General features: G+C 43.4%; 23 protein-coding genes and 1 other RNA gene. 10 read left to right on the top strand and 14 right to left on the bottom strand.

Annotated features, from left to right (window positions below; translation table 11 throughout):
- Window positions 1-13: 13 nt before the first annotated feature.
- Complete coding sequence (locus PGW99_RS05335; protein WP_273779169.1) at window positions 14-868, bottom strand: 3'(2'),5'-bisphosphate nucleotidase CysQ family protein; 855 nt, start codon at window positions 866-868, stop codon at window positions 14-16.
- 336 nt (window positions 869-1,204) lie between these two features.
- Here PGW99_RS05335 and PGW99_RS05330 point away from each other — a divergent pair, with 336 nt between their 5' ends.
- The 5 genes from PGW99_RS05330 (at window position 1,205) to PGW99_RS05310 (ending at window position 5,334) form a co-directional block, all read left to right on the top strand.
- Window positions 1,205-2,302 (top strand): cation transporter, encoded by a 1,098-nt coding sequence (locus PGW99_RS05330; RefSeq protein ID WP_273779168.1) that lies wholly within the window; start codon window positions 1,205-1,207, stop codon window positions 2,300-2,302.
- Between the two features lie 182 nt (window positions 2,303-2,484).
- Window positions 2,485-3,174 (top strand): HAD-IA family hydrolase, encoded by a 690-nt coding sequence (locus PGW99_RS05325; protein ID WP_273779167.1) that lies wholly within the window; start codon window positions 2,485-2,487, stop codon window positions 3,172-3,174.
- Complete coding sequence (locus PGW99_RS05320) at window positions 3,158-3,598, top strand: RNA-binding S4 domain-containing protein (protein ID WP_273779166.1); 441 nt, start codon at window positions 3,158-3,160, stop codon at window positions 3,596-3,598. The genes PGW99_RS05325 and PGW99_RS05320 overlap by 17 nt, the downstream gene beginning before the upstream one ends.
- A 146-nt stretch (window positions 3,599-3,744) precedes the next feature.
- Entirely contained in the window at window positions 3,745-4,797 is a 1,053-nt protein-coding gene (gene recA / locus PGW99_RS05315) for a recombinase RecA (RefSeq protein WP_273779165.1), read from the top strand.
- 51 nt (window positions 4,798-4,848) lie between these two features.
- A complete protein-coding gene (locus PGW99_RS05310; protein WP_273779164.1) occupies window positions 4,849-5,334 on the top strand; it encodes a regulatory protein RecX in 486 nt (161 codons plus the stop codon).
- 9 nt (window positions 5,335-5,343) lie between these two features.
- On the opposite strand, the gene ffs is transcribed toward PGW99_RS05310, so the two are convergent.
- Window positions 5,344-5,440, bottom strand: an RNA gene (gene ffs, locus PGW99_RS05305) — signal recognition particle sRNA small type.
- A 314-nt stretch (window positions 5,441-5,754) separates the two neighbouring features.
- Here ffs and PGW99_RS05300 point away from each other — a divergent pair.
- The gene (locus PGW99_RS05300) at window positions 5,755-6,600 is read left to right on the top strand and encodes a YbgF trimerization domain-containing protein (protein ID WP_273779163.1); all 846 of its coding nucleotides are present in this window, start codon (window positions 5,755-5,757) and stop codon (window positions 6,598-6,600) included.
- Between the two features lie 70 nt (window positions 6,601-6,670).
- Here PGW99_RS05300 and lpxA read toward each other — a convergent pair whose 3' ends face one another.
- From lpxA to rimO, 12 genes are all read right to left on the bottom strand, one after another.
- Window positions 6,671-7,459 carry an acyl-ACP--UDP-N-acetylglucosamine O-acyltransferase gene (lpxA, locus tag PGW99_RS05295; protein ID WP_273779162.1) on the bottom strand — a complete coding sequence of 263 codons (789 nt, stop codon included), beginning with the start codon at window positions 7,457-7,459 and terminating at the stop codon, window positions 6,671-6,673.
- A gap of 7 nt (window positions 7,460-7,466) precedes the next feature.
- Window positions 7,467-7,943, bottom strand: coding sequence for a 3-hydroxyacyl-ACP dehydratase FabZ (gene fabZ, locus PGW99_RS05290; protein WP_273779439.1), 477 nt, complete (start codon window positions 7,941-7,943; stop codon window positions 7,467-7,469).
- 7 nt (window positions 7,944-7,950) lie between these two features.
- Window positions 7,951-9,021, bottom strand: coding sequence for a UDP-3-O-(3-hydroxymyristoyl)glucosamine N-acyltransferase (gene lpxD / locus PGW99_RS05285; protein WP_273779161.1), 1,071 nt, complete (start codon window positions 9,019-9,021; stop codon window positions 7,951-7,953).
- 3 nt (window positions 9,022-9,024) lie between these two features.
- Window positions 9,025-9,513: an OmpH family outer membrane protein gene (locus PGW99_RS05280; RefSeq protein WP_273779160.1), complete on the bottom strand. Its 489-nt coding sequence runs from the start codon at window positions 9,511-9,513 to the stop codon at window positions 9,025-9,027.
- A gap of 49 nt (window positions 9,514-9,562) precedes the next feature.
- Window positions 9,563-11,947, bottom strand: a complete 2,385-nt coding sequence (gene bamA, locus PGW99_RS05275; protein ID WP_273779159.1) for an outer membrane protein assembly factor BamA — start codon at window positions 11,945-11,947, stop codon at window positions 9,563-9,565.
- A 44-nt stretch (window positions 11,948-11,991) separates the two neighbouring features.
- Window positions 11,992-13,347, bottom strand: a complete 1,356-nt coding sequence (gene rseP / locus PGW99_RS05270) for an RIP metalloprotease RseP (protein ID WP_273779158.1) — start codon at window positions 13,345-13,347, stop codon at window positions 11,992-11,994.
- Between the two features lie 2 nt (window positions 13,348-13,349).
- Window positions 13,350-14,546 carry a 1-deoxy-D-xylulose-5-phosphate reductoisomerase gene (gene ispC / locus PGW99_RS05265; RefSeq protein ID WP_273779157.1) on the bottom strand — a complete coding sequence of 399 codons (1,197 nt, stop codon included), beginning with the start codon at window positions 14,544-14,546 and terminating at the stop codon, window positions 13,350-13,352.
- Window positions 14,547-15,371 (bottom strand): phosphatidate cytidylyltransferase, encoded by an 825-nt coding sequence (locus tag PGW99_RS05260; RefSeq protein ID WP_273779155.1) that lies wholly within the window; start codon window positions 15,369-15,371, stop codon window positions 14,547-14,549.
- A 10-nt stretch (window positions 15,372-15,381) separates the two neighbouring features.
- Window positions 15,382-16,125, bottom strand: a complete 744-nt coding sequence (gene uppS, locus PGW99_RS05255) for a polyprenyl diphosphate synthase (RefSeq protein ID WP_273779153.1) — start codon at window positions 16,123-16,125, stop codon at window positions 15,382-15,384.
- A 4-nt stretch (window positions 16,126-16,129) separates the two neighbouring features.
- The gene (gene frr, locus PGW99_RS05250; protein WP_273779151.1) at window positions 16,130-16,684 is read right to left on the bottom strand and encodes a ribosome recycling factor; all 555 of its coding nucleotides are present in this window, start codon (window positions 16,682-16,684) and stop codon (window positions 16,130-16,132) included.
- A gap of 83 nt (window positions 16,685-16,767) precedes the next feature.
- Complete coding sequence (pyrH, locus tag PGW99_RS05245) at window positions 16,768-17,496, bottom strand: UMP kinase (RefSeq protein WP_273779150.1); 729 nt, start codon at window positions 17,494-17,496, stop codon at window positions 16,768-16,770.
- Window positions 17,497-17,553: 57 nt separating this feature from the next.
- A complete protein-coding gene (gene rimO, locus PGW99_RS05240) occupies window positions 17,554-18,897 on the bottom strand; it encodes a 30S ribosomal protein S12 methylthiotransferase RimO (protein ID WP_273779149.1) in 1,344 nt (447 codons plus the stop codon).
- A 363-nt stretch (window positions 18,898-19,260) separates the two neighbouring features.
- On the opposite strand from rimO, the gene glnL reads away from it, so the two are divergent.
- The 4 genes from glnL (at window position 19,261) to PGW99_RS05220 (ending at window position 23,615) form a co-directional block, all read left to right on the top strand.
- A complete protein-coding gene (gene glnL / locus PGW99_RS05235; RefSeq protein ID WP_273779148.1) occupies window positions 19,261-20,370 on the top strand; it encodes a nitrogen regulation protein NR(II) in 1,110 nt (369 codons plus the stop codon).
- The gene (gene glnG, locus PGW99_RS05230; RefSeq protein ID WP_273779147.1) at window positions 20,357-21,841 is read left to right on the top strand and encodes a nitrogen regulation protein NR(I); all 1,485 of its coding nucleotides are present in this window, start codon (window positions 20,357-20,359) and stop codon (window positions 21,839-21,841) included. Before glnL ends, glnG begins: the two co-directional genes overlap by 14 nt.
- Window positions 21,842-21,909: 68 nt before the next feature.
- Window positions 21,910-22,545 carry an aminotransferase gene (locus tag PGW99_RS05225; RefSeq protein ID WP_273779146.1) on the top strand — a complete coding sequence of 212 codons (636 nt, stop codon included), beginning with the start codon at window positions 21,910-21,912 and terminating at the stop codon, window positions 22,543-22,545.
- 416 nt (window positions 22,546-22,961) lie between these two features.
- On the top strand, window positions 22,962-23,615 hold the full coding sequence (locus PGW99_RS05220) for a TetR/AcrR family transcriptional regulator (RefSeq protein WP_273779145.1): 654 nt from the start codon (window positions 22,962-22,964) through the stop codon (window positions 23,613-23,615).
- Window positions 23,616-23,627 lie beyond the last annotated feature (12 nt).

The raw sequence follows: 23,627 nt of genomic DNA, 5'->3' as shown, positions 1-23,627 counted from the left end.
GACAGAGGAACCGTTAATTACACTTATCATGATTTTGTAAGGCATCCAGGGCAAGCTGACGTGTTTCAGGACTTACAAATGCGATAAATCCTTCATTTAATACTGTATCGCGCTGGTTATACACAAAAGGCTTACCTTGTAAAGTTAACAAACCACCTTGAATACTTTCCAAAAGTCCCTGACCTGCACTGGTATCCCATTCAGAGGTCGGGTGGAAACGAGGATAGATATCAATTTCTCCCTCGAGCATCATACAGAATTTATATGCACTGCCCGCTTCACGACGCACTACAGGCTTATGCTGCTCAATCCATTCAATATAATTTTGATAGCGCGGATCACGGCTGTTATGGCTTAAGCCCACCTGGATGGTTTGCTCTGCACGTGGCTGCAAACAGTACTGTAACCAGACCTGCTGTGAAAATTGATATTTGTAAGGCAACTCATGCGTATAGCCCAGATAAACCACCTGCTCACAAGGCACCACAATAATTGACAGCACAGTTTGATGCTGCTCAATCAAACTTAAATTGATGGTGAATTCATCACGCTCATGGATAAACTCTTTGGTTCCATCCAGCGGGTCTAACATCCAGCAACGTGGCCAGTGATGGCGCTGCGAATAATCACTCTCTTCAGAAAGCACAGGAAGATTGGGGGTGAGCTCTGCCAGCTGTGCCAATAAAAAAGCATTGACTTTCAAATCTGCTTGCGTCACGGGTGACTGATCATGCTTTTCATCGATATCAAAATCTTGACCGGCACAGTAAGCCTGATACTCCTCCAGTAAAATCTGACCAGCCTGTTGTAAAATAGGCAGTAATTTGAGCATCAGCTCATCAGTAGGTGCTTGAGTGTGTACAAACATAGATTACCTATCTCCACACGACCTGATGCTGAACAACAGACATCACCTGCGTGCTAGATCTGGAAAGATTTATAAATGTGATACCGTTAAAAGAACAACTGTCTATGAATCCACTTCCAGATTGATCACTCAAGGTATTTCTTCTTCCTATATTAGACCAATCCTGCTTAAAACACCTATTAGTCTTTCAGACTAGCTTGTATAGGTGCATTGCTGTTGACTTTCAACATTGGAAAAGAGCACACACTTACGTCACCCGCCTTACTCCACACCTTGTAGAATCAGAATGGATTCTCTAATCTTGAACGCTCAAGGCTATCTATCGGGAAAATGACTATGAGCGGCTGCGGATGTAAATCGACTCCAGCGGACTCACCACAGCGTGCTGTTTTGATTGAACCAACACTCTCCTTTATTAGTGATTATAAAATCCCACAGATGGACTGTTCTTCAGAAGAGCAATTGATCCGAATGAAGCTTGCCAATATCAGCCAAATTCAGCAACTAAAATTTGATTTGCCACAGCGTAAATTGACTGTTTGGCATCAAGATCGTGCAGAAGAAATTACAACAGCCTTAGAAAGCCTGCGTTTAGGTGCTGAATGCTTGCAAACAGTATCAGCTACAAACCCTGCAGAAATCAGCTATACGACGTGTTACCACATTTCACAGATGGATTGTCCAGCAGAAGAACAAATGATCCGTATGGCTTTAGCCCCCTTAAAGCATATCCAGCATCTCACATTTGATCTCAAACAGCGCACGCTTGAAGTTCAACATTCAGGAGATACAGCCGCGATTAGCTCTGCACTTGAACAATTACATTTGGGCAGTACTTTACAATCGTCATCTAAAATTCATGCTTCAATACCAGTGCAAAACAGCCCCGAACAACAGCGCCGAGTTCTACTCGCACTGTTAGCCATCAATGCTGTGCTGTTTATCGTTGAACTGGTCACGGGTATTTTGGCTTCCTCAACAGGTCTGATTGCAGACTCTCTGGATATGTTTGCTGATGCTGCCGTTTATGGCATCGCGTTATATGCGGTCGGTAAAGCACAAAAATATCAACTGCAAGCAGCACATATATCCGGCTGGTTACAGATTTTATTGGCCTTTATGGTGATCAGCGATGTGATCCGACGTTTTATATTTGGCAGTGAACCTGAGGCAGGGTTAATGATGATCATTAGCCTGATTGCCCTTGCCGGTAATGCTTACTGCCTGTATTTAATTTCTGGTCACAAGGAAGATGGGGTACATATGCAGGCAAGCTGGATTTTTTCTTCCAACGACGTCCTCGTCAATGTCGGTGTCATTGTGGCAGGAATACTGGTCTATGTCACACAGTCTGCCTATCCTGACCTGATCATTGGTTCAATTGTCGCTGTACTGGTTTTTAAAGGCGCGTGCAAAATTCTCGCATTAAAATAGACTTGAATATTCCGAAAAACACACCATTCTATAAACAAAGTTTCTGGCAAAAGACTAAAAGCCAAATACTCAAATCTCATGAAATTTCGACTTTTAAAATTAACTCAAGGTTGCCACCTTAACATGCAAAATTTCGCTGTGCCGATCGATTTTCAAGCCTGCTGTACCATAAGGAAACATACATGACCCGACCGATTATCATGTTTGACATGGACGGTACTCTTTTAGATTTGGCCTTCGATGATCTGATCTGGAATCACCGTTTACCGGAACGTCATGCTCTTGCTCATCACTGTTCATTACAGCAGAGCCAGGCCACTTTGTTTGAGTTTTATCAGCAACATAAACATACCATTTCCTGGTATTCATCACGTTATTGGACCGAAAAAGTCGGTGTCGATACGTTAGAGCTGCAAAAAGAATTCCAGGCACACATCAAACCTCGTAGGGGTTGCTTTGAACTACTCAAAATGCTCAAAGAGCAAGGTTATCGCTGCTGGCTAGTAACGAATGCGGACTGTGCTGGTCTAGCGCTTAAGCTTGAGAATGTCGACCTACAACCCTATTTTGACGTGATGATCAGCAGTGAGCAGATCGGCTATTCCAAAGAATATGTTGAGTTCTGGCAGATCCTGCAATCCATGCATCCTTTCGATCCAACCCAGGCTGTATTAATCGATGACACTGCAGCCGTCCTTGCTGGTGCGCAACGTTTCGGGATCCAGCATTTGGTGACCATAACCCAACCCTCCACCCAAAAAGCACAGCGCCAGTCACATGAACTTGACTACCCCGCTATTGATCATTTAACCGAATTCCTTCCCCTACTCGCTCAATTCAATTTAAAGGACCTCGATGCAAAAACAGCTTGACCTTTCGACCACTGAAAGTATGCGTGTGGACAAGTGGCTTTGGGCTGCACGTTTTTTTAAAACCCGTTCAATGGCTAAAGCGGCCATTGAAGGTGGCAAAGTCCACCACAACAATGAACGGGTGAAAGTCTCCAAAGAAATCCGTATTGGTATGGAACTGACGATTCAACAGGGTTTCGATCGTAAAACCGTGGTTGTAGAAGCCCTTTCAGCTGTACGTGGACCTGCACCGATCGCTCAGCAACTGTATCGCGAGACAGAAGTCAGTGTTGCTCGTCGGGAATTAATCGCATCGCAACGAAAATTGCATAATCTAGCACGACCTGATCATCGACCAAGCAAAAAGGACCGTCGTCAAATCAGCAAGTTTAAACAGGATAATGATCAACAATATGACCAGCATTGGTCTTATAATGATGATTAAAACAGGACGTCATATCATGTCGTAGCAGACGGATATGACATGGAATATAAAAGAAAGATCTGTCACTATAAAACGGTGGAAACAAGTTGAAAGTTTAACCATCCACTTAAGTGAATAGTGAATGTGTATCGTTTTGAGGTTACGAGATGGATGAGAATAAGAGTAAAGCGCTGAATGCTGCTTTAAGCCAGATTGAAAAGCAATTTGGTAAAAATACCGTCATGCGTTTGGGTGATAACACGGTTCAGGCGGTTGAAGCCGTATCAACAGGTTCGCTTACCCTAGATATCGCGTTAGGCATTGGCGGTTTGCCAAAAGGCCGCATCGTGGAAATCTACGGTCCTGAATCTTCAGGTAAAACCACTATGACTTTGCAAGCAATTGCGCAATGTCAAAAGGCTGGTGGCACCTGTGCGTTTATCGATGCAGAACATGCACTTGACCCACAATATGCACGTAAACTGGGTGTCGACATCGACAATCTTCTGGTCTCTCAACCAGACAATGGTGAACAGGCACTAGAAATTGCCGACATGCTAGTTCGTTCAGGTGCGATTGACCTGATTGTCGTCGACTCCGTGGCCGCCTTGACGCCACGCGCCGAAATTGAAGGCGAAATGGGTGATTCCCACATGGGTCTGCAGGCACGCTTGATGAGTCAGGCACTGCGTAAAATCACCGGTAATGCCAAACGTTCTAACTGTATGGTAATCTTCATCAACCAGATCCGTATGAAGATTGGCGTGATGTTTGGTAGCCCCGAAACCACTACTGGTGGTAATGCCCTGAAGTTCTATGCTTCTGTACGCCTGGATATTCGCCGCGTAGGTCAAGTCAAAGAAGGCGATGAGATTATTGGTTCGGAAACCAAAGTTAAAGTCGTGAAAAACAAAATGGCTCCACCATTTAAAGAAGCCCTCTTCCAAATTCTGTATGGCAAAGGGGTCAACCATATGGGCGAGTTAGTTGATTTAGCGGTACAACAAGATCTAATCCAAAAAGCTGGTGCATGGTACTCTTATCAGGGCAATAAAATTGGCCAAGGTAAAAACAATGTTATCCGTTACCTAGAAGAAAACCTGGCTTTGGCAGACGAAATTGAACGCATGATCCGCGATCAATTGCTAACCTCAGCCAATAGCGCACCTGCGAATGCAGAACTTGAAGATGATGAACAACCTGATTTTTTAGAAGGCTAACCGATATTCAATAAAAAACGCCCTTCGGGGCGTTTTTTACATCAAGGGATCATGATCAATATGACAGCAAATGAAAAACCTCAGCGCCAGCTCCTGACTGGCAGCCGTTTACGCTCTTATGCCTTTGCCCTACTGACCAAACGGGAATACTCCAAAGCAGAGCTACTTGCCAAACTGGGTTTGCATGCAGCGGATTTACAGGAAGTCGAACATCTGGTCGAAGAACTGAGTGAAAACCACTATCAGAGTGATCAGCGTGTGGCCGAACTCATCGTCAATAGCCAAATTCGTCGTGGCAAGGGACCCAACCGGATCAAACAGGCACTCAAAGATAAACAGATCGATACGCTTTTGATTGCTGAAGATTTACAAGAAATGGATTGGGCTGAACAGGCTTATCAATTAAAAGTTAAGAAATTTGGAACAGCAGTCGCACCAGATATGAAAACCAAAGCCAAGCAGATCCGCTTTTTGCAATATAGAGGTTTTGATATGGAAGCGATAATGAAAGCAATTTGTCGAACGACAGAAGAATGATGGTGGCAACCCTACTAGCAAAACCTCGGCACATTATAGATCTGCTACCGTTGCTACCTTCCGGTCCTGGCGGGGTTTACAGAGTACAATTGCGAAGCCACCAGCAGGGCTACCATTGCAGGAACAGAGTATAGAGATTTTTCATTAACTTGCAAGCCCCAGCCACTCATTTTGAGACATTCCCATACTATTTGCTTATTTCCTCAACAAATATATAGAGATAATGATAATTCCCCCCATAAAAATGCCCGATCACTCAATAAGATTTAAATAAAAATACTTGAACATTGTAAAACATGATTGCAATTCATAAACGAGCCGTTTTAAATGGCACTATTACTCAATTATGGTGGTAAAAGCATCTGCTAGCTTTAGCTAATGGCTTTATACCCTTTGCATTACACGATGGATTACACTCTTATGCTCAAACAGCATGTTTTCTCTCTACTTGCCCTAATGGGTTCCGCTTCCGTTTATGCCAATATTCCGATTGAATCACGTGCTTTGAGTGAATCAAATCGCAGCAGCCCAAGCTATGCCCTTGCTCCACAAGAATCACCTGCAGGCAATTTAAACTGGCAGCTCATTCAAAAGAATCAGCAACTGGAAAATGATATTCGCAGCCTACGGGGCAAACTAGAAGAACAAGAAAATGAAATTGAAAAACTAAAAAGTGAACTGACCAATCGCTATACCGATCTAGATCAGCGTCTACAGTTATTACAACAAAAAATTGAACCTGAAACATCTACTGAAGAAGAGAATCAGACACCCCCTCAAGATACTGTAACACCAAGTCAACCAGCCGCCGTACCGACTTCCCAAGTAACTACGCCTAGTTCTGCAATAGCAAGTACGCCCCCATCAATAACGGCTGCAAGCAAAATAGCAGAATCGAGTGAATTGGAAAAAGCAGCCTACACAGTGGCATTAGACGCCTATAAGCAAGGGGGAGCAAAAAAAGCCATTACCCCCATGCAAAATTTTGTGAAGAACCATCCAAACAGCGTTTACACAGGTAATGCCTATTACTGGTTAGCTGAATTTAATCTAGCGATTGATCCGCCAAACTATGCGGAAGCGAAAAAGAATTATACGATAGTCTCCACCAAATTTTCTCAGTCAGCAAAGGCTCCCCGTGCTCTGTATCAACTCTACAGTATTGCCAAGAACGTTGACCGCAATAATATCTTAGCCAGTCAATATCGCACAAAATTGTTGGCTACTTATCCAAAGTCTGAAGAAGCAGGTTTTGTGAAAAAATAAAATCTGCTTCGCACATGCCTGCATAAAAAAAGACACCGCCTAGGGTGTCTTTTTTTATGCAACTTAACAATTAACGCACAATACCACGAGCGGAATTCTCAAGTGAATCCACTAACAACTGTGCTTCAGGCACCTGTGGAAGAATTTCTGTGCGGATCTGTGCAACTGCTTGTTCAGTCGTAAGATTGGCTTTATAAATCAACTTGAATGCTTCACGTAAACCTTGAATTACATCTTTTGACCAACCCTTACGACGCATTCCTTCAATATTTAAACCAAAGGCATGTGCAGGGTTACCCGAAGCCATGACATAAGCCGGCACATCTTTAACAATTAAAGAAGCGCCACCGATCATACTATAGGAATCAATCTTACAGAACTGATGGATTCCCGAGTTACCACCAACCACTACATGACTACCTACATGAACATGACCTGCGACACCCACGTTATTGGCAAAAATGTTATGGTCACCGACGATACAGTCATGGGCAATATGTGTGTTTACCATGAGCAGATTATGACTACCGATTTTGGTCAAACTGTTATCTTGAACCGTACCACGATGCAGACTGCAATGTTCGCGGATCCGGTTATGATCACCAATCTCTAACCAGGTTTCTTCACCACGGTATTTCAGATCCTGGCAAACCTCACCCACACTCGCAAACTGAAAGATTTCATTATGCTGACCAATGCGGGTAAAACCGCCGATCACCACATGCGAATGAAGTTTTGTACCTGCACCAATCGTCACGTTTGGACCAATAATACAGTAAGGACCAATCTGAACATCGGGAGCAATGACTGCGGATGAGTCAATAATAGCGGTGGAATGGATTAGATCGTTATTGCTCATGCCTGCTCTATTTTCTAAGGTGCGAAATCATGATTTCGGCTGTGGTTGCAACAATGCCATCAACAGTAGCCGTACAATTATATTTGTAAATGCCACGTTTTTGCATTACCAACTCAGATTTTAATACGAGTTGGTCACCTGGAACCACTTGTTTTTTAAAACGTACGCGTTCAGCACCTGCAAAGAGAAATAAAGATCCTGGTGTTGGCTTCTCACCATTCATGATGAAACTTAATACACCTGAAATTTGAGCAAGTGCTTCAACGATGAGCACACCCGGCATAATAGGATATTCAGGAAAATGCCCCTGTAAGAATTCTTCATTAATTGAAACGTTCTTATAACCCACAATGCTATTTTCATGTACTTCAGTTACACGGTCTACCAACAGGAACGGATAACGGTGCGGTAGATATTCACGCAACGTCTGGCTGTGCATTGGCAATTCAGGAATAGTAAATTCTGGAGATTTTGACTCAGTTATCATATGTCTACTTACGCAATTTAAAAGTTGATTCAAGAGACTCAATTTGAGCCTGCATATGATCAAGTCGTTTCATCAGTTGGGTCAATGGCACATCTGCTAATTGTCTCAGACGTACAACAGAACGTTTCCACTGACTATTTTCCATAAAGCTGGTGCCTGAAGAATACGTCCCTGACTCAGAAATATTTTTTGTGACCATTGACATTGCTGTAAGTGTCACATTATCCGCAATAGTCAGATGCCCTGCGACCCCACATGCACCACCTAGGATACAATTTTTGCCAATTTTAGTGCTGCCAGCTATCGCACAAGTTGCAGCTATCGCGGTGTTTGAACCAATTTGTACGTTATGTGCGATTTGCACAAGATTATCAATAATCACACCATCTTTAAGAATCGTGTCATCGAGGGCGCCTCGATCGATACTACAATTTGAACCGATTCGGACATCATTTCCAATATGCACTGAACCCAACTGGGCGATACGATGCCATTTTCCCTGATAAGGGGCAAAGCCAAAACCCTCACTACCGACGACAGTATTGGCATGAATACGTACACGATCGCCTATTTTACATTCACCTGTTAAGGTCACATGTGAATCAATAAAGCATTGTTTACCAATTTCAACCCCATGGTCTATTTTTACATGTGATTGGATGACTGTGTCATCGCCGACCACACAATTTTCACCAATGACTGCATAGTGCCCAATATAAGCACTATCCGCGATAATGGCTGACTCATGGATCTGTGCTGTACTTTCAATGCCTCGTTCCGCGACTTTCTTCTCAAAGACATGAGTTAAAATAGCAAAAGCGAGATAAGGATTAGCGACAACAATAAAGTTCTGATGTTCGGGGATTTTTTCTCGAAGATCTGCGGTTACAATCAAGGCTCCTGCTTGTGACTGACGTGCCTGATCCAGATATTTATCTGCATTGACGAAGGAAATATGCTGTTTTCGAGCAGCGTCTAAACTTGCAAGCCCTTGTAGTTTAAGATCTACTTGGCCGACTGGCTCACCTTGGACCAGATGAGCCAAATCTTCTAAACGGTATTGATGACGATTCATTGATTATTTGTATGCGTTAACCTTTTGGATCATTTTATCAGTTAAATCATACTTAGCGTCATAAGCAAGCGCAGAGTTTTTATTCAAAACAAAATCTAATTTGTTTTCTTGACGCAATTGCTCCGCGGCCTGTTTAACCCGACTCTCCATGGTTTTATTCATGGTTTGCAGAATTCCCTGCACGGTTTTTTGCAACTGTTGCTGAATCTGATTGAATTCATCCACTTTTGCCTGATATTGCGTTTGCAATTGAGCGACTTCAGTAGCAGGAGCAGTTTGCGCCTGCTTTTTGAGTGCTTCGATTTCACGGCTCAACTGTTCCAATTTGGTCGTCGATGGCTTAATTGTCTGACCAAGATTGGTATTCTGCTGCTTCAGATAAGTGCTATTCTCAACCACTTTTGCCAGATCTACCACCCCATATCCTGCAGCATGGCTCAATGCGGACAACCCCATCCCCATTGCTAATAACAGCATTTTTATTTTCTTCATCATTACCATCCTGTTATGAGGACTGAAATTTTTGCTGAAAAGGCCGTACTTAGAAAGTACGACCGATTTCAAACTGAACGGACTTAGTTTGATCACCTTCTTTGTCGTTCAGCGGGAAGGCATAACTTAATGAAAGTGGACCAATCATGGTAATCCAGGTAAAGCCTACCCCTACACTATAGCGTAGATTACCAAAGTCAAAAGCATTGTTATCTTCACAGTATTGCTTTGCATCCACACCATTAATCGGTGTAGTTGGAACATTACACTGAGTATCAAACACTTGTGCGCCTTCAGCAAAGAGGACTGGTCTTACTTGACGCGTCCAATCACCTTTAAATGGTAATGGTAAAGCTAATTCTGTACCAAATTGTACTAAGGCATTACCACCGACCTGTTCAGGATTCGTATCCGGGGTACCATTTTTTACAGAATACACACTTGGATATTCAGGCCCTAAGGTATTGACATCATAGCCACGTACCGAACCATAACCACCTGCGTAGAAGTTTTTATAGAATGGCAAGTCATTACCATAGCCCAATTTACCATAACCACGTAGTACAAAATCGTGACCTAACGGCAAGAAAGCTTGAGCATCATAAGTGACTTTTTGGTATTCGACATCACTGCCCGGTACTGCTGTTTCAAAGTTGACACGATGCGACATCCCTGAGGTTGGGAAAATCGGACGGTTGAGTGTATTGTAAGACCAGCCCAAATTCAGGTTATAGGTCAAGAACTGGTTATCTGTTCCACCATTCGCTGCAAGGTAGTCAGCGATATACGTGGAGACATACTCACCTGTTTTGACATCAGTCTGATCGACATTGACTGAAGCACTGAGGCTCTGATTTTCATCAATTGGATAACCAAAACTTAGACTAGCACCCACACTATCCGTTACGTAGTTGTTCACGTTATAACTACTATCAAGCTTGGTTTTACGATAGTAAATATTATAACCACGGCTTACACCATCAATGGTGAAATACGGATCAGTGACGCTCAAGTTATAATAATCCTGAGTCTGTGAACGCGACAAATCAATGGATACACGGTTACCAGTTCCTAGGAAGTTGGTCTGACTTAATCCCGCCTGGAAGGTAATACCCCCACTTTGTGAATAGCCGACAGCCAGCGTACTGGTGCCTGAATGCTGCTCTTCTACATCAACATTTAAATCCACTTGGTCTGGCGTATTTGGAATACGGACAGGTTTGATATTCACGGTCTTAAAGAAGCCCGTACGCTCTAAACGTACACGCGACAGATCAATTTTTTCATTACTGGCTAAAGCACCTTCCATTTGGCGCATTTCACGACGCAAAACTTCATCTGCCGTTTTGGTATTCCCAGCGAAATTAATCCGTCGTACAGTCACCTGCTGACCTGGGTTGACATAATAGTTGAGATCAACAACACCTGTTTCATTGTTGATCTGTGGAACTACATTCACTTCGGCAAAGTAATAACCAGCATTACCATACTTACGTAGCAATAACTGTTTAACATTATTTACCTTTTCCTGCGAGTAGATTTCGCCAGCTTTATAGAGCTGCAAGGCTTGTAGTTCTTCAGTTTTATAAAGGGCATCACCTAAAAATTTGGTTTGACCAAATTTGAAGCGCTCACCCTCATCAACCGACACTTCAATAAAGATATGCTTCTTATCTTCACTGATGTTGAGATTAGAACTGTTAATCGTAAAATTGATATAACCTTTATTGAGATACAATGCACGCAATGCTTCTAGACTCGCCGCCATTTTTTCACGTGCATAACGATCGTTGCGCGAAATAACAGAAGTCCAACCCGTTTCTTTTACCGCAAAGACCTGTTTGATTTCATCATCTTTAAAAATGGTGTTACCGATGATATTGATATCGAAGACTTTGGCTGCTGTGCCTTCTACGAAATTAATCACAACATCAACACGGTTGTTCGGACGAGCAATCGTTTCTACCCGAACATCAGCATCATAACGGCCTTGTTGAGCATATTGCTGCTCAAGTTCAGTTTCCAGGGTTTGTAAGGCCGATTTTTTCAGCACCTCACCTTCTGACATTCCCATTTTTTTCAAGCCATCTTCCAACGCTTCTTTTGGAATCAGCTTGTTGCCTTTAAATTCGATTTTTGAAATGACAGGACGTTCAACAACCTGAAAAACTAAAACATCATTCTGTTTAAACGCTTTGATATCATCAAAAAGTCCAGTGGCATACAAGGTACGGATTGCACTGGCCAAACGGGCATCATCAACACGATCCCCACTGGTGATTGGCAACATGCTGTACACATTGGTCGGCGTTAAGCGAACGAGGCCTTCAATTTTTATATCACGCGCAATAAACTCATCTGCCGCATATGCTTGTTGTATTGTTACCATCGCACTGACGAGTGCCAAAGGCATAAATAAATGTGTGTGCCGCATGCCAAATTTCCAGTAAAAGTTAATTTATTCCATCTTCTACGTTGTTATAAACGCATAAAATCATTAAATAATGCTAAAAGCATCATACTTCCGAGCAGTACCATACCAATTTTTAAACCGATTAATTGTATTTGTTCAGAAACCGGCTTGCCTCGAATGGCCTCAATAAAATAATAGACTAAGTGGCCACCATCAAGCATTGGGATCGGTAATAAGTTTAAAATTCCCAAACTCACACTCATGAGCGCCATAAAAGAAATAAACGTCTGCCAGCCCATTTCAGCACTTTGCCCAGCCACTTTAGCAATCGTAATGGGGCCAGACAGATTCTCCAAACCAATCAGACCACGAATCATTTTGGTGATTGAGTTCAAAATCATGCCTGAAAGTTGGCCAGTTTTGTCCACTGCCATCATCAATGCTTCTGCCGGATTATATTGCAAAGTCTGTTTGTATTCTGCAGGAATGGAGACTTTACCGGGATTATTTTGTACGCCCAGCACACCACTCACATTCCCCATATTGTCACGCTGACCTTGTGGCATGACCTCAAGCTGTACGAGCTGCCCTTGGCGTAGCACGTCAATTTTCAACAGTTTTTCCGGTGATTTTTGCACCTTATCGACCACATCAAACCAGTCGTGCATCTTGACGCCATCAATCGCAACAATACGATCTCCCTCTTTCATTCCTTGACGGATTGCAGCCCCATCCTCACTCAGCTTGTGCACAACTGCCGGAATGACAGGACGATAAGGGACAAAGCCCAAGATCTCTAAAGGTGATTGACTTTGATCTTTCAGAAAATTTTGAATCGGTAAATTAAAATTTTGTACTTGGCCTTGACGCTCAACCTGCACCTGAACCGTACCGGTTTCTCCTGCACGATCCACCAAGGCATAGTTTAATTTTTCCCAAGTGGCTGTCGGTGTACCATCAATTGCAGTAACTTTGTCTCCGACTTGTAATTGCGCAGCTGCCGCAGGGCTTGCTGGAAGCACTTTACCAATACGGGTATTTAACTGCTCCTGAGCTGGCAAAAATAAAACCCAGAACAACAGAATTGCAAAGATCAGGTTAATGAGCGGACCCGCTGCAACAATCGCAATACGCTTCCATGGTGCTTGGCGGTTAAATGCATAAGGTAAATCCTGCTCAGCAACATCACCTTCACGCTCATCCAGCATCTTGACATAACCACCCAAGGGTAATGCCGAAAGCTGATATTGAATGCCCGATTTTTTTGAGGTCCATTTCAACAACGTCGGACCAAAACCGATGGAATACACCAGGACTTTCACGCCAAGTTTACGAGCTACCCAATAATGTCCAAATTCATGAATCGCAATCAATGGACCAAGCAAAAAAATTGCAGCAACTATGATAAACAAGGCATTCATCATCAACTCCTGAGTTGCGTTATATATTGATGGGCGCAATGACGAGCACGTGCATCAGCCTGCAGAATCAGCTCTAGCTGATTCGCTGCTCCATTTTCAACCGTTTGTAAGGTTTGTTCAACGACTTGTGGAATTTCAGTAAAACCAATTTGCTGATTCAAAAAGGCAGCAACTGCGATTTCATTTGCCGCATTCAGAATAGCCGGACTCAAACCGCCTGCCTGCATCGCTTGACGCGCCAATTTCAGTGCAGGAAAGCGAACAGTATCGGGTTCCTGAAAATTCAGCTGTTGATGAACAAACAGATCCAATGCTGGCACATGGGTATGAATACGTTCTGGCCATGCCAATGCATGTGCGATCGGTGTACACATATCAGGATTTCCTAATTGTGCCAACGTAGAACCATCAACATATTGCACCATAGAATGGATGATACTTTGTGGATGCACCACAACTGTGACATAGGCTTCTGAAATAGAGAAGAGATGACAGGCCTCGATCAACTCCAAACCTTTATTCATCAAAGTAGCTGAATCAACAGAAATTTTTTGTCCCATGGACCAATTCGGGTGTTTGCATGCCTGTTGCGGTGTCACCGTTTTGAGCTGCTCTAGACTATGCTGTAAAAATGGCCCACCTGAAGCAGTTAATAAGACACGAGACACACCCAATTTCGGCTGTCCATCACGTGGGGCATGCAAATAATCCGGTGGCAAACATTGGAAAATCGCATTGTGCTCAGAATCTACGGGCAACAACAACGCCTGATGCTCATGAACTGCCTGCATCATCAAGTCACCGGACATTACCAAAGCTTCTTTATTGGCCAGGAGAACCCGCTTGCCTGCTTTTACAGCGGCCAAGGTCGGTAGCAAACCGGCAGCTCCGACAATAGCAGCCATCACGACATCCACTTCCGGATGCTCAGACACTGCAATTAAACCCGCTTCGTCAATGAGAATTTCAATATGCTCAAGTTCGACCTGTTTTAACATCTGGCGTAATGGATCTACATGTTCAGCAGGAACCACAACGACTTTAGGATGGTAGCGTTTACATATTTCGACCAGTGCTTCAATTCGGCTATGTGCGGTAACTGCAAAAACAGAATACTTATCAGGATGTTGTTCTAACACCTTAAGTGTACTTTGACCGATAGAACCTGTAGCCCCTAATACGCAAACTGCTTGTGACATTTATAAATCCACACCCATAAGTTTTAGTACATACATACCCGCAGCAAAAACAGGTGCTGCAGCCAGTAATGAATCGATACGATCCAGCACTCCACCATGGCCGGGTAAAATACGTCCTGAATCTTTGATGCCGGCACGACGCTTGATCATCGATTCAAACAGATCACCCAACACCGAAGCAAAAACCGTAACCAGAGAAAGCACCATAAACAGGATATGCTGAGAAAGAGTTAAATCCAAATAGCTCGATTGAACCAATACGATAATGATGGCTACAGTAATAATCCCACCATACAAACCTTCAACCGATTTATTTGGACTCACGTCTGGTGCTAGTTTCTTTTTGCCAAACTTACGCCCAACAAAATAGGCCCCACTGTCTGCGCCCCAGACCAGTAGGAATAGATACATCAACCACCATGGTGAACTTTGCCAGACGGAAAAAATTGCAGTAACGGCAGCGGAAACTAGAACAAGTCCCAAGAGATATAAGCTTGGATTATACCATCCCTCATATTCGGGATAAGACTTCACCCAATAAGCCCCAAACAACCAGGTTAAGATGGATGCTGACCATAGCAGCATAACCATATCATCACAATATAAAGCCAGCCCTGATAATAAGGTTGTTAAAATACCAAAACCCCAAGCCAAAGGTTTAATGACAAATTTGCTTTTTCTCGGCATGAGTTTAAACCACTCATAACCTGCCACCCCGGCCGCGACCATCATCAAGATCAACATTGGATAATAAGATTGCGTAGCAAACATGCAGCTCAGTACAACTGCCACCAAGACCAAGGCGGTAATAATCCGCTCTAACATTTATACGTTCTCAATTGTTCTCTTGTTGGATTTGCTCTGATGTTTTACCAAAGCGTCTCTCACGTCCAGCGAAGACTTCCAAGGCATGATTAAATTCTTCAGCCGTAAATTCAGGCCATAAGGTTTGGGTAAAGTACAACTCAGCATACGCCGTTTGCCATAACAGAAAATTTGACAAACGGTAGTCTCCACCTGTGCGGATTAATAAATCGACAGGAGATAAATCAGCCAAGCTGACATATCGACCAAACAACTCCGCATCAATCTGGCTGATGTCTATTTCATGATTGACTGCAGCTTGCGCGATTTTCTGTGCGGCTTCTGCAATATCCCACATGCCACCATAGCTAATCGCGATAGTCAGTGTCATTCTAGTAAAACTAGCGGTACGCTCTTCTGCATAGGTCATCAATTCACGTAATTTTGAGGACAAACGTGAACGATCCCCAATAAAACGCAAGGCAATATTGAATTGCTCCATTCGCGGCAATTGCTCATGAATGGTCTCTTCAAGCAATGCCATGAGAAGATCCACCTCAAACTGCGGACGATTCCAGTTTTCACTGGAAAATGCAAAAACCGTCAGCGCAGAAATACCCCGTTGAACGCAGTGATCAACAATGGGGTCGAGAATGGCTTTTCCTTTTCGATGCCCTTCACCTTTTTGCATGTGATATTTTTTGGCAAAGCGATTGTTGCCATCCATAATGATGGCAACATGCTGAGGAAGATGCTTGTCTTCAGAAGAGGTCATTGAATTAGACCTTCATCAATTCAGCTTCTTTAGCGGCAAGACGTTTATCGACTTCTGCAACGTATTTATCAGTAATTTTTTGGATGTCTTCTGCAGCACGGCGGTCATCATCTTCAGAAATTTCTTTTTCTTTCAATAATGCTTTTAAGTCACCTAAAACATCACGACGGATATTACGGATCGCGACTTTAGCATTTTCAGCTTCAGAACGCGCCACTTTCTGCATATCGCGACGTGTTTCTTCAGTTAACGCAGGTAGCGGAACACGAATAGAATCCGCAGTAATCGGGTTCAACCCTAGGTCAGACTCACGAATTGCTTTATCAATTGCAGAAACCATCGTACGTTCAAATGGCTGCACGATCAATGTACGGGAATCCTCAACACCGACGTTCGCCACTTGGTTTAAAGGCACGTCAGAGCCGTAGTAAGGAACCATCACACCATTCAGAATGGATGGATGCGCACGGCCGGTACGAACTTTGGCAAAACCCTGATCTAAAGACTCAAGGGTTTTTTGCATGCGTTGTTCGCTGTCTTTTTTAAGATCGTTAATCATAAGATCTTCCTTACTGATTTATTCAAAGGTGTTTCGTTATAACAAAATAGCGCTAGTATAAAGAGCTTTAGGCCAAGCGTACATTAGTTCGTGACGCGGGTACCTTCTTTTTCGCCCATAACCACAGAAAGCAATGCACCTGATTTATTCATATCAAATACTTGTAATGGCACATTATGATCACGGCATAAGCAAATCGCCGTTAAATCCATGACACCCAATTTCTCATCAAGTACTTGGTCAAAAGTCAAACTGTCATATTTCACAGCATCTTCATATTTACTTGGATCTTTATTGTAAACACCATCCACTTTTGTAGCTTTCAAAATGAGGTTAGCTTCAATCTCGATCCCACGTAAACACGCAGCAGTGTCTGTCGTGAAGAATGGGTTGCCTGTACCGGCCACAAAAACGCAGACCTCACCCTGTGATAAATGACGAATTGCATCACGGCTCGAATAGGGTTCAACCACCGTACCAATCGGCAGTGCTGACATTAAACGGGTTTTAATGTTACGGCGCACCAAAGCATCACGCATTGCGAGACCATTCATTACAGTGGCTAGCATTCCCATCTGATCGCCAGTTACACGACCAACTAGACCATCTTTTTGTAACTGGCTACCACGGTAGAGGTTACCGCCACCGACCACAATACCCACTTGCACACCTAGACCCACCAAGTGTGCAATCGATAAAGACATCTGATCCAAAACTTGAGCATCGATTCCCATATCTTTATTGCCGGACAGAGCTTCACCGGAAAGTTTCAACAAGATACGTGAGTAACGTGGGGTTTTTGAGTCTGCCATGTTGCTGCTCCAAATAAGGTTTAAAAATGAAAATTCTTTTTAAGTCTAGGTCTGTACTTAGGCCGATTTAATCTGAATCAACTTGGCAAACAGATCGTATTCATCCGCGTCGGTAATTTCGACTTCTAACAAATCGCCCGGCTTAATTTTGGATTTATCAATGTCTTCGACAAATACATTACCATCAATTTCAGGTGCATCTGCATAAGAACGCGCCACAGCGACCGGGAACTCTTCTTCGAGACTATCGACCAATACAGTCATGGTTTGACCAATACGCTGCTGGAGCTTGGCTGCAGAGATTTCTTGCTGTACCTGCATGAAACGTTCATAACGCTCTTGCTTAATCTCTTCCGGCACATGGTCTGGCAAGTCATTTGCTGTAGCACCTTCAACCGGTGAATAGGTAAAGCAACCCACTCGATCCAGCTGGGCTTCTTTCAGCCAGTCGAGGAGCATCTGGAAATCTTCTTCTGTTTCACCCGGGAACCCAACGACAAAAGTTGAACGAATGACCAAGTCAGGGCATTTTTCACGCCAAACTTTGAGACGCTCCAGTGTATTTTCACTGTGTGCCGGGCGTTTCATCAATTTGAGAATTTTCGGGCTGGCATGTTGGAAAGGAATATCCAGATACGGCAGGATTTTACCTTGAGCCATCAAGCCAATTACGGCATCCACATGCGGATATGGGTATACATAATGTAACCGCACCCAAATGCCCAACTGGCCCAAAGCTTCACACATGTCATAGAATTTGGTTTTAACAGGCTGACCGTTCCAGAAATCCAGCTTGTACTTTGTATCTACGCCATAGGCCGAGGTATCCTGGGAAATCACCAGGATTTCTTTCACACCCGCACGCTTCAGTGCTGCTGCTTCTTCTAAAACAGAACCGACCGGACGCGATACCAGATCACCACGCATACTTGGGATGATGCAGAAAGTGCAACGGTGATTACAGCCTTCAGAAATTTTCAGATAAGCATAATGTTTTGGCGTTAAACGTACGCCCTGTTCTGGAACCAGATCAATAAACGGATTATGCTTTGGCGGTGCCGGAACATATTCGTGTACAGCTTCCATCACATCCTGATAGGCTGCAGCACCGGTCACTTTTAAGACGTTGGGGTGCATTTGACGAATTTTATCTTCATCTTTACCTAGACACCCCGTCACAATCACGCGACCATTTTCATTCATGGCTTCGCCAATCGCATCTAACGATTCTTGTACTGCAGATTCAATAAAACCACAGGTATTAACAACAACTAGATCAGCACCTTCATAATCCGATGCTACTTGATAACCTTCAGTTTTCAACTGAGTTAAAATTCGTTCAGAATCTACCAATGCCTTAGGACAACCTAAAGAAACGAAACCGACTTTGGGGGTCTTCATGAATCTGCGCTCCACTAGAATGGGCGTATTGTATGTCTTTTCCGTTGATAAAAATAGTTGTCCAGCTGACTCTTTGTATAATGCACCAAAATACAACCTATCTTTTTGCAAAATAATTCAAATGCACCATTTTGGCTCAAGTATTTTTTTCAGGTAAGATCAGAGTGCAAATCATCACAACGATAAAGACCAATTTCAGCGCACTTTTCATCTTCATCTCTTTCAAATTCACTTGACCTAAAAAGTTGGCGTGCATTTTGCTTATTTAGAGGGAGTTTTTTTCACCAAGATGTCTCATTACAGGGAGACAATCAAAAAAATGAAGATGCCATTGCGCTATTTTAATACAGGAATCATTCGCTAATGGATCAAAGCCCTACTATTGACTACCGCCTCTTGGTAGATAATCTGACCACTGCAATTATGTTGGTCGATAGTAACCTGAATGTCTTTTATTTGAACTCTGCGTGCGAAGCCTTATTCGATATTAGCCTGTTACGTGCCTCTGGCCAGCCTGTTTTAAATCTATTACATGCACCTGATGACCCTTTCAACACGCATGAAGCACTGCTCAATACACTAAAAACCGGTCAACCCTATACCCGCCGTGAAGCAGTCATCAGTGTTAATTTCAAACCTATTCATGTCGATTACACTGCATCCCAACTCAACTCAGGCAAAAAGTACCATCCTTTACTCCTGATCGAGTTAAATGCGATTGATCGCATGCTAAAAATTTCCAAAGAAGAAAATTTCATTCAGCAGCATCAGGTCGCTCGTCAGCTCATTCGCGGTGTCGCACATGAAATCAAGAATCCTTTAGCGGGTATTCGTGGTGCGACCCAACTCTTAGCGCGCAGTTTAAATAATCCACAATATGCAGAATTCACCGACATTATCATTGATGAAGTAGATCGTCTGCGTAATCTGGCAGATACCATGCTGGGCTCACGTCAGTTACCCAGCTATGAATTGGTCAATGTGCATGAGCCTCTTGAACGTGTCCGTTCATTGATCGTGAATCAGACCAAAAAGAAAATTAAAATTTCCCGCGATTATGATCTATCACTTCCGGAAGTACTGGCAGACCGTGATCAGCTGATCCAGGTCATGCTCAATATCAGCGTGAATGCCGTACAAGCCGTAACAGAAAACAAAGAGTTTTTTGTCGAGCATCAACCAGAATTGATTTTAAGAACCCGTATTCAGCGTTTGGTCACCATTAATGGTGTATTGCATCGCTCCGCGGTTCGGATCGACATTGAAGATAATGGGCCAGGTGTTCCGGAAGGAATTCTGGAATCCGTGTTCTACCCTTTGGTTACAGGACGTGCCAAAGGAACCGGATTGGGCTTAAGTATCGCCCAGAACATCATGCACCAACATAACGGAATGATTGAATGCCAATCTGTTCCAGGAAAAACAGTCTTTAGCTTATATTTACCTTGGGAGTCAAACCATGTCGCGAAATAAAATATGGGTAATCGATGACGATCGCGCCATGCGCTGGGTTTTGGAAAAAACCTTTAAAGAAGAAGGCCTGGATGTCAGAAGCTTCGAAGAAGCCCAAAGCGCGCTAGATCAGTTAGCCGCAGATACCCCAGATGTCATCTTAACCGATATCCGTATGCCGGGTGTCGATGGTTTGACATTCCTCGGCAAGGTAAAAAGCAGCTACCCGGATTTACCTGTCATCATCATGACAGCCCATTCGGATCTTGAGTCGGCTGTATCCAGCTATCAAACCGGTGCGTTTGAATATTTGCCAAAACCCTTTGATATTGATGAAGCATTGGCACTGGTACAGCGGGCAATTCTGCATGTCAACAAACTACAACAGCAAGAGTCTGCCAAAACCGTTTCACCGATTCAGTCAGCAGAAATTATTGGTGAATCTCCGGCCATGCAGGAAGTATTCCGCGCCATTGGTCGTTTATCACAATCGCATATCACAGTACTGATCAATGGTGAATCGGGTACAGGTAAAGAATTGGTAGCACATGCGCTACACAAGCACTCGCCACGTAGTAGCAAGCCATTTATTGCTTTAAATATGGCAGCCATCCCTAAGGACCTAATCGAAACCGAGTTGTTCGGCCATGAAAAAGGCGCATTTACCGGTGCCAACAGCCAGCGTCAAGGTCGTTTTGAGCAGGCCAACGGCGGCACACTATTCCTCGATGAAATTGGTGACATGCCATTTGAAACCCAAACCCGCTTACTGCGCGTTTTGGCGGATGGCGAATTCTACCGGGTCGGCGGGCATATTCCGGTGAAAGTCGATGTGCGTATTGTGGCAGCGACACATCAGGATCTTGAAAAACTGGTTCACGAAGGTCGTTTCCGTGAAGACTTGTACCATCGTCTGAATGTTATCCGGATTCATATTCCAAAGCTGGCACACCGCAGTGAAGACATCCCGATGCTGGCACAGCACTTCTTGGCACGCGCCGGTAAAGAACTTGGCGTGAGCCCAAAAATTCTACGTCCGGAAACAGTCGACTACATGCAACAATTGCCTTGGCCAGGTAACGTTCGCCAACTGGAAAATACCTGCCGCTGGCTCACGGTAATGATCACTGGACGCGAAGTTTACCCAGAAGATTTACCTTCTGAACTGAAACAGATTCCTATTCAGAAATCAGGTGAACCAGCAACTATTAGCAATAGTTTTGACCGTGTTTCCTTGCATCACTGGGATGAATTACTGGGCCAATGGGCAATTCAAAAACTCAAAAATGGCGAGATGAAAATTCTGGACATCGCGACTCCAATGTTTGAACGCACGCTGATTAATGCGGCTTTGCAGCAAACCCGTGGTCGTAAGCGTCATGCCGCTGAATTGCTGGGTTGGGGCCGTAACACACTCACGCGCAAACTCAAAGAGTTGGGCATTACAGCAGAAGATGACGAAGAAGATACAAAGTTATCTTATTCTGAATAGAAACCTGCTTTCTTTATCACGGTGAATGTGCGATGTATAAAGCATGGCAACCTTAAGAGGTTTTAAAGATGCGCTATACATCCTTATTCATCGGCCCAGCTTGCATCTTCATCTCCATGAACAGCCTGGCAACGGTTGGTGGCGGACAACATATTGAATTTTTAGGTTACGAAGCCAAAGATCAAAAACTCTATTTACTCCGTCATTTCGAAGATGGTCGCGGTCGCTTGCCACAACTGTATTATTATCAGTTCTCCAAACATCTGCGCTATGCGAAACTCACACAGGTGAATTCTTTATATGTCAACAAACGTACAGGTCTGATTGATTATGATCAGCAGTACAAAGTACTTGAGCCTGAACTGAACAAGATTAAGCGTCGTTTACAACCGATCCAATGCATTACTCCCAAAATTTTTAAAATTATTATTAATAAACAGCAACAAAGAACAGTACCCGCAATCTGGGTTGACCCCAATATCAAAGTTCAACAATATCATTATCAATATCAGGTCGCTTCAGTCTGGTTTGGCAGTCAATTACAGCAAGCGATTAGCTATAAACCCGAATTAAAAGTCAAACAGGCTTTTTATATTCCCCAGCAAAACAAAGTAGTGCTCACCACGCAATATTTAGCATTTCCTGAAGAAACTGGCTATCTCAACGAAGACCCTGTATTACTAGAAGTAAAAACCAGACGCTAACCAGACTAGAAATAAAAAACAGAGTAAAGCCTCTGTTTTTTATTTCTGCTGAGACCGATGAGTTGTCACCTCACAAAGAGGTTGAATTTTAGGTCTTTCTCTAGCCGTCAAATCAGAATCAATAATTTCATCGATGCAGCCGTAAACCGAAATACTGAAACAGCAAAAGCCTGATCAATCAAACAGTTTTCATCACGTTGCATAATTTCTTCACCTCAAACAAAGATCAAGTAAAGACGTATCCACCATATGTTTTAGCAACGCTTCAAAACAAACCTCAATCTTTGTATTTTCATGGATCAATTTTTAACGTAACAATAAACCGCTCCGAGCGCAGGCTTACAGCTATTTAGCATTGAATTGGTTATAATCGGCTCCATATTTTTAATTATTCTGCTTCATTTAGCCGTCTGTCTATGCACGAACCCGCTGCTCCTTCCGATCCTCACGATTGCCAGCAACCCCAGACGCGTCGCGGCATCGAACGACGGCTGGCTTTATTGCTGAGCGCCACTGAGCTTTTTCTACAAAATGGTTATGATGCTGTCTCCCTAGACGATATCGTGCAACATGCAGGGGGCTCCAAGACCTCGATCTATAAATATTTTGGCAACAAAGATGGCCTATTTACTGCCATTTGCGATTATCGACGTGAGCTGTTCTTTCAGGACATCTGTATTCCGTTTGATGGCAAAAATATCGACCTGCGCAGATACCTGATCAACACCTTAATCAGCTTCTACCAGCATATTCGCCAACCTCAGAATATGGCTTTTATGCGTCTAGTGATTGAACAGTCACAACGCAACCCCAACCTCGCACTCTACCTGCATCAAAAAGGTCCTCAATATATTCAGCACACCATTGCCACTGCCTTAAGTAAAGCACACGAACAAGGACAATTAGACTGCCCCAATCCGTTATATTCCGCGATGATGTTTTTCAGCATTCTGCGTAATTATGAATGGTGCATTATTATGGCGATTGAAGTACCGTGCGATGATCAGGAAGTGATCAATTACCTCACTTATTGCGTTGATCTTTTCCTAAAAGGCCATCAGAAGGCCTAGTTTTTTTGCATT

The organism is Acinetobacter sp. GSS19 (assembly GCF_028621895.1).
In the GTDB taxonomy this organism is placed as follows: domain Bacteria; phylum Pseudomonadota; class Gammaproteobacteria; order Pseudomonadales; family Moraxellaceae; genus Acinetobacter.
This window is presented reverse-complemented; position numbering and strand designations above follow the sequence as displayed.

What these genes read in the sequence shown, in the direction of transcription:
- PGW99_RS05335 (WP_273779169.1), bottom strand. Translation starts at nt 868, where the DNA reads ATGTTTGTACACACTCAAGCACCTACTGATGAGCTGATGCTCAAATTA.
- PGW99_RS05330 (WP_273779168.1), top strand. Translation starts at nt 1,205, where the DNA reads ATGAGCGGCTGCGGATGTAAATCGACTCCAGCGGACTCACCACAGCGT.
- PGW99_RS05325 (WP_273779167.1), top strand. Translation starts at nt 2,485, where the DNA reads ATGACCCGACCGATTATCATGTTTGACATGGACGGTACTCTTTTAGAT.
- PGW99_RS05320 (WP_273779166.1), top strand. Translation starts at nt 3,158, where the DNA reads ATGCAAAAACAGCTTGACCTTTCGACCACTGAAAGTATGCGTGTGGAC.
- recA (WP_273779165.1), top strand. Translation starts at nt 3,745, where the DNA reads ATGGATGAGAATAAGAGTAAAGCGCTGAATGCTGCTTTAAGCCAGATT.
- PGW99_RS05310 (WP_273779164.1), top strand. Translation starts at nt 4,849, where the DNA reads ATGATCAATATGACAGCAAATGAAAAACCTCAGCGCCAGCTCCTGACT.
- PGW99_RS05300 (WP_273779163.1), top strand. Translation starts at nt 5,755, where the DNA reads ATGCTCAAACAGCATGTTTTCTCTCTACTTGCCCTAATGGGTTCCGCT.
- lpxA (WP_273779162.1), bottom strand. Translation starts at nt 7,459, where the DNA reads ATGAGCAATAACGATCTAATCCATTCCACCGCTATTATTGACTCATCC.
- lpxD (WP_273779161.1), bottom strand. Translation starts at nt 9,021, where the DNA reads ATGAATCGTCATCAATACCGTTTAGAAGATTTGGCTCATCTGGTCCAA.
- PGW99_RS05280 (WP_273779160.1), bottom strand. Translation starts at nt 9,513, where the DNA reads ATGAAGAAAATAAAAATGCTGTTATTAGCAATGGGGATGGGGTTGTCC.
- bamA (WP_273779159.1), bottom strand. Translation starts at nt 11,947, where the DNA reads ATGCGGCACACACATTTATTTATGCCTTTGGCACTCGTCAGTGCGATG.
- rseP (WP_273779158.1), bottom strand. Translation starts at nt 13,347, where the DNA reads ATGAATGCCTTGTTTATCATAGTTGCTGCAATTTTTTTGCTTGGTCCA.
- ispC (WP_273779157.1), bottom strand. Translation starts at nt 14,546, where the DNA reads ATGTCACAAGCAGTTTGCGTATTAGGGGCTACAGGTTCTATCGGTCAA.
- PGW99_RS05260 (WP_273779155.1), bottom strand. Translation starts at nt 15,371, where the DNA reads ATGTTAGAGCGGATTATTACCGCCTTGGTCTTGGTGGCAGTTGTACTG.
- uppS (WP_273779153.1), bottom strand. Translation starts at nt 16,125, where the DNA reads ATGACCTCTTCTGAAGACAAGCATCTTCCTCAGCATGTTGCCATCATT.
- frr (WP_273779151.1), bottom strand. Translation starts at nt 16,684, where the DNA reads ATGATTAACGATCTTAAAAAAGACAGCGAACAACGCATGCAAAAAACC.
- pyrH (WP_273779150.1), bottom strand. Translation starts at nt 17,496, where the DNA reads ATGGCAGACTCAAAAACCCCACGTTACTCACGTATCTTGTTGAAACTT.
- rimO (WP_273779149.1), bottom strand. Translation starts at nt 18,897, where the DNA reads ATGAAGACCCCCAAAGTCGGTTTCGTTTCTTTAGGTTGTCCTAAGGCA.
- glnL (WP_273779148.1), top strand. Translation starts at nt 19,261, where the DNA reads ATGGATCAAAGCCCTACTATTGACTACCGCCTCTTGGTAGATAATCTG.
- glnG (WP_273779147.1), top strand. Translation starts at nt 20,357, where the DNA reads ATGTCGCGAAATAAAATATGGGTAATCGATGACGATCGCGCCATGCGC.
- PGW99_RS05225 (WP_273779146.1), top strand. Translation starts at nt 21,910, where the DNA reads ATGCGCTATACATCCTTATTCATCGGCCCAGCTTGCATCTTCATCTCC.
- PGW99_RS05220 (WP_273779145.1), top strand. Translation starts at nt 22,962, where the DNA reads ATGCACGAACCCGCTGCTCCTTCCGATCCTCACGATTGCCAGCAACCC.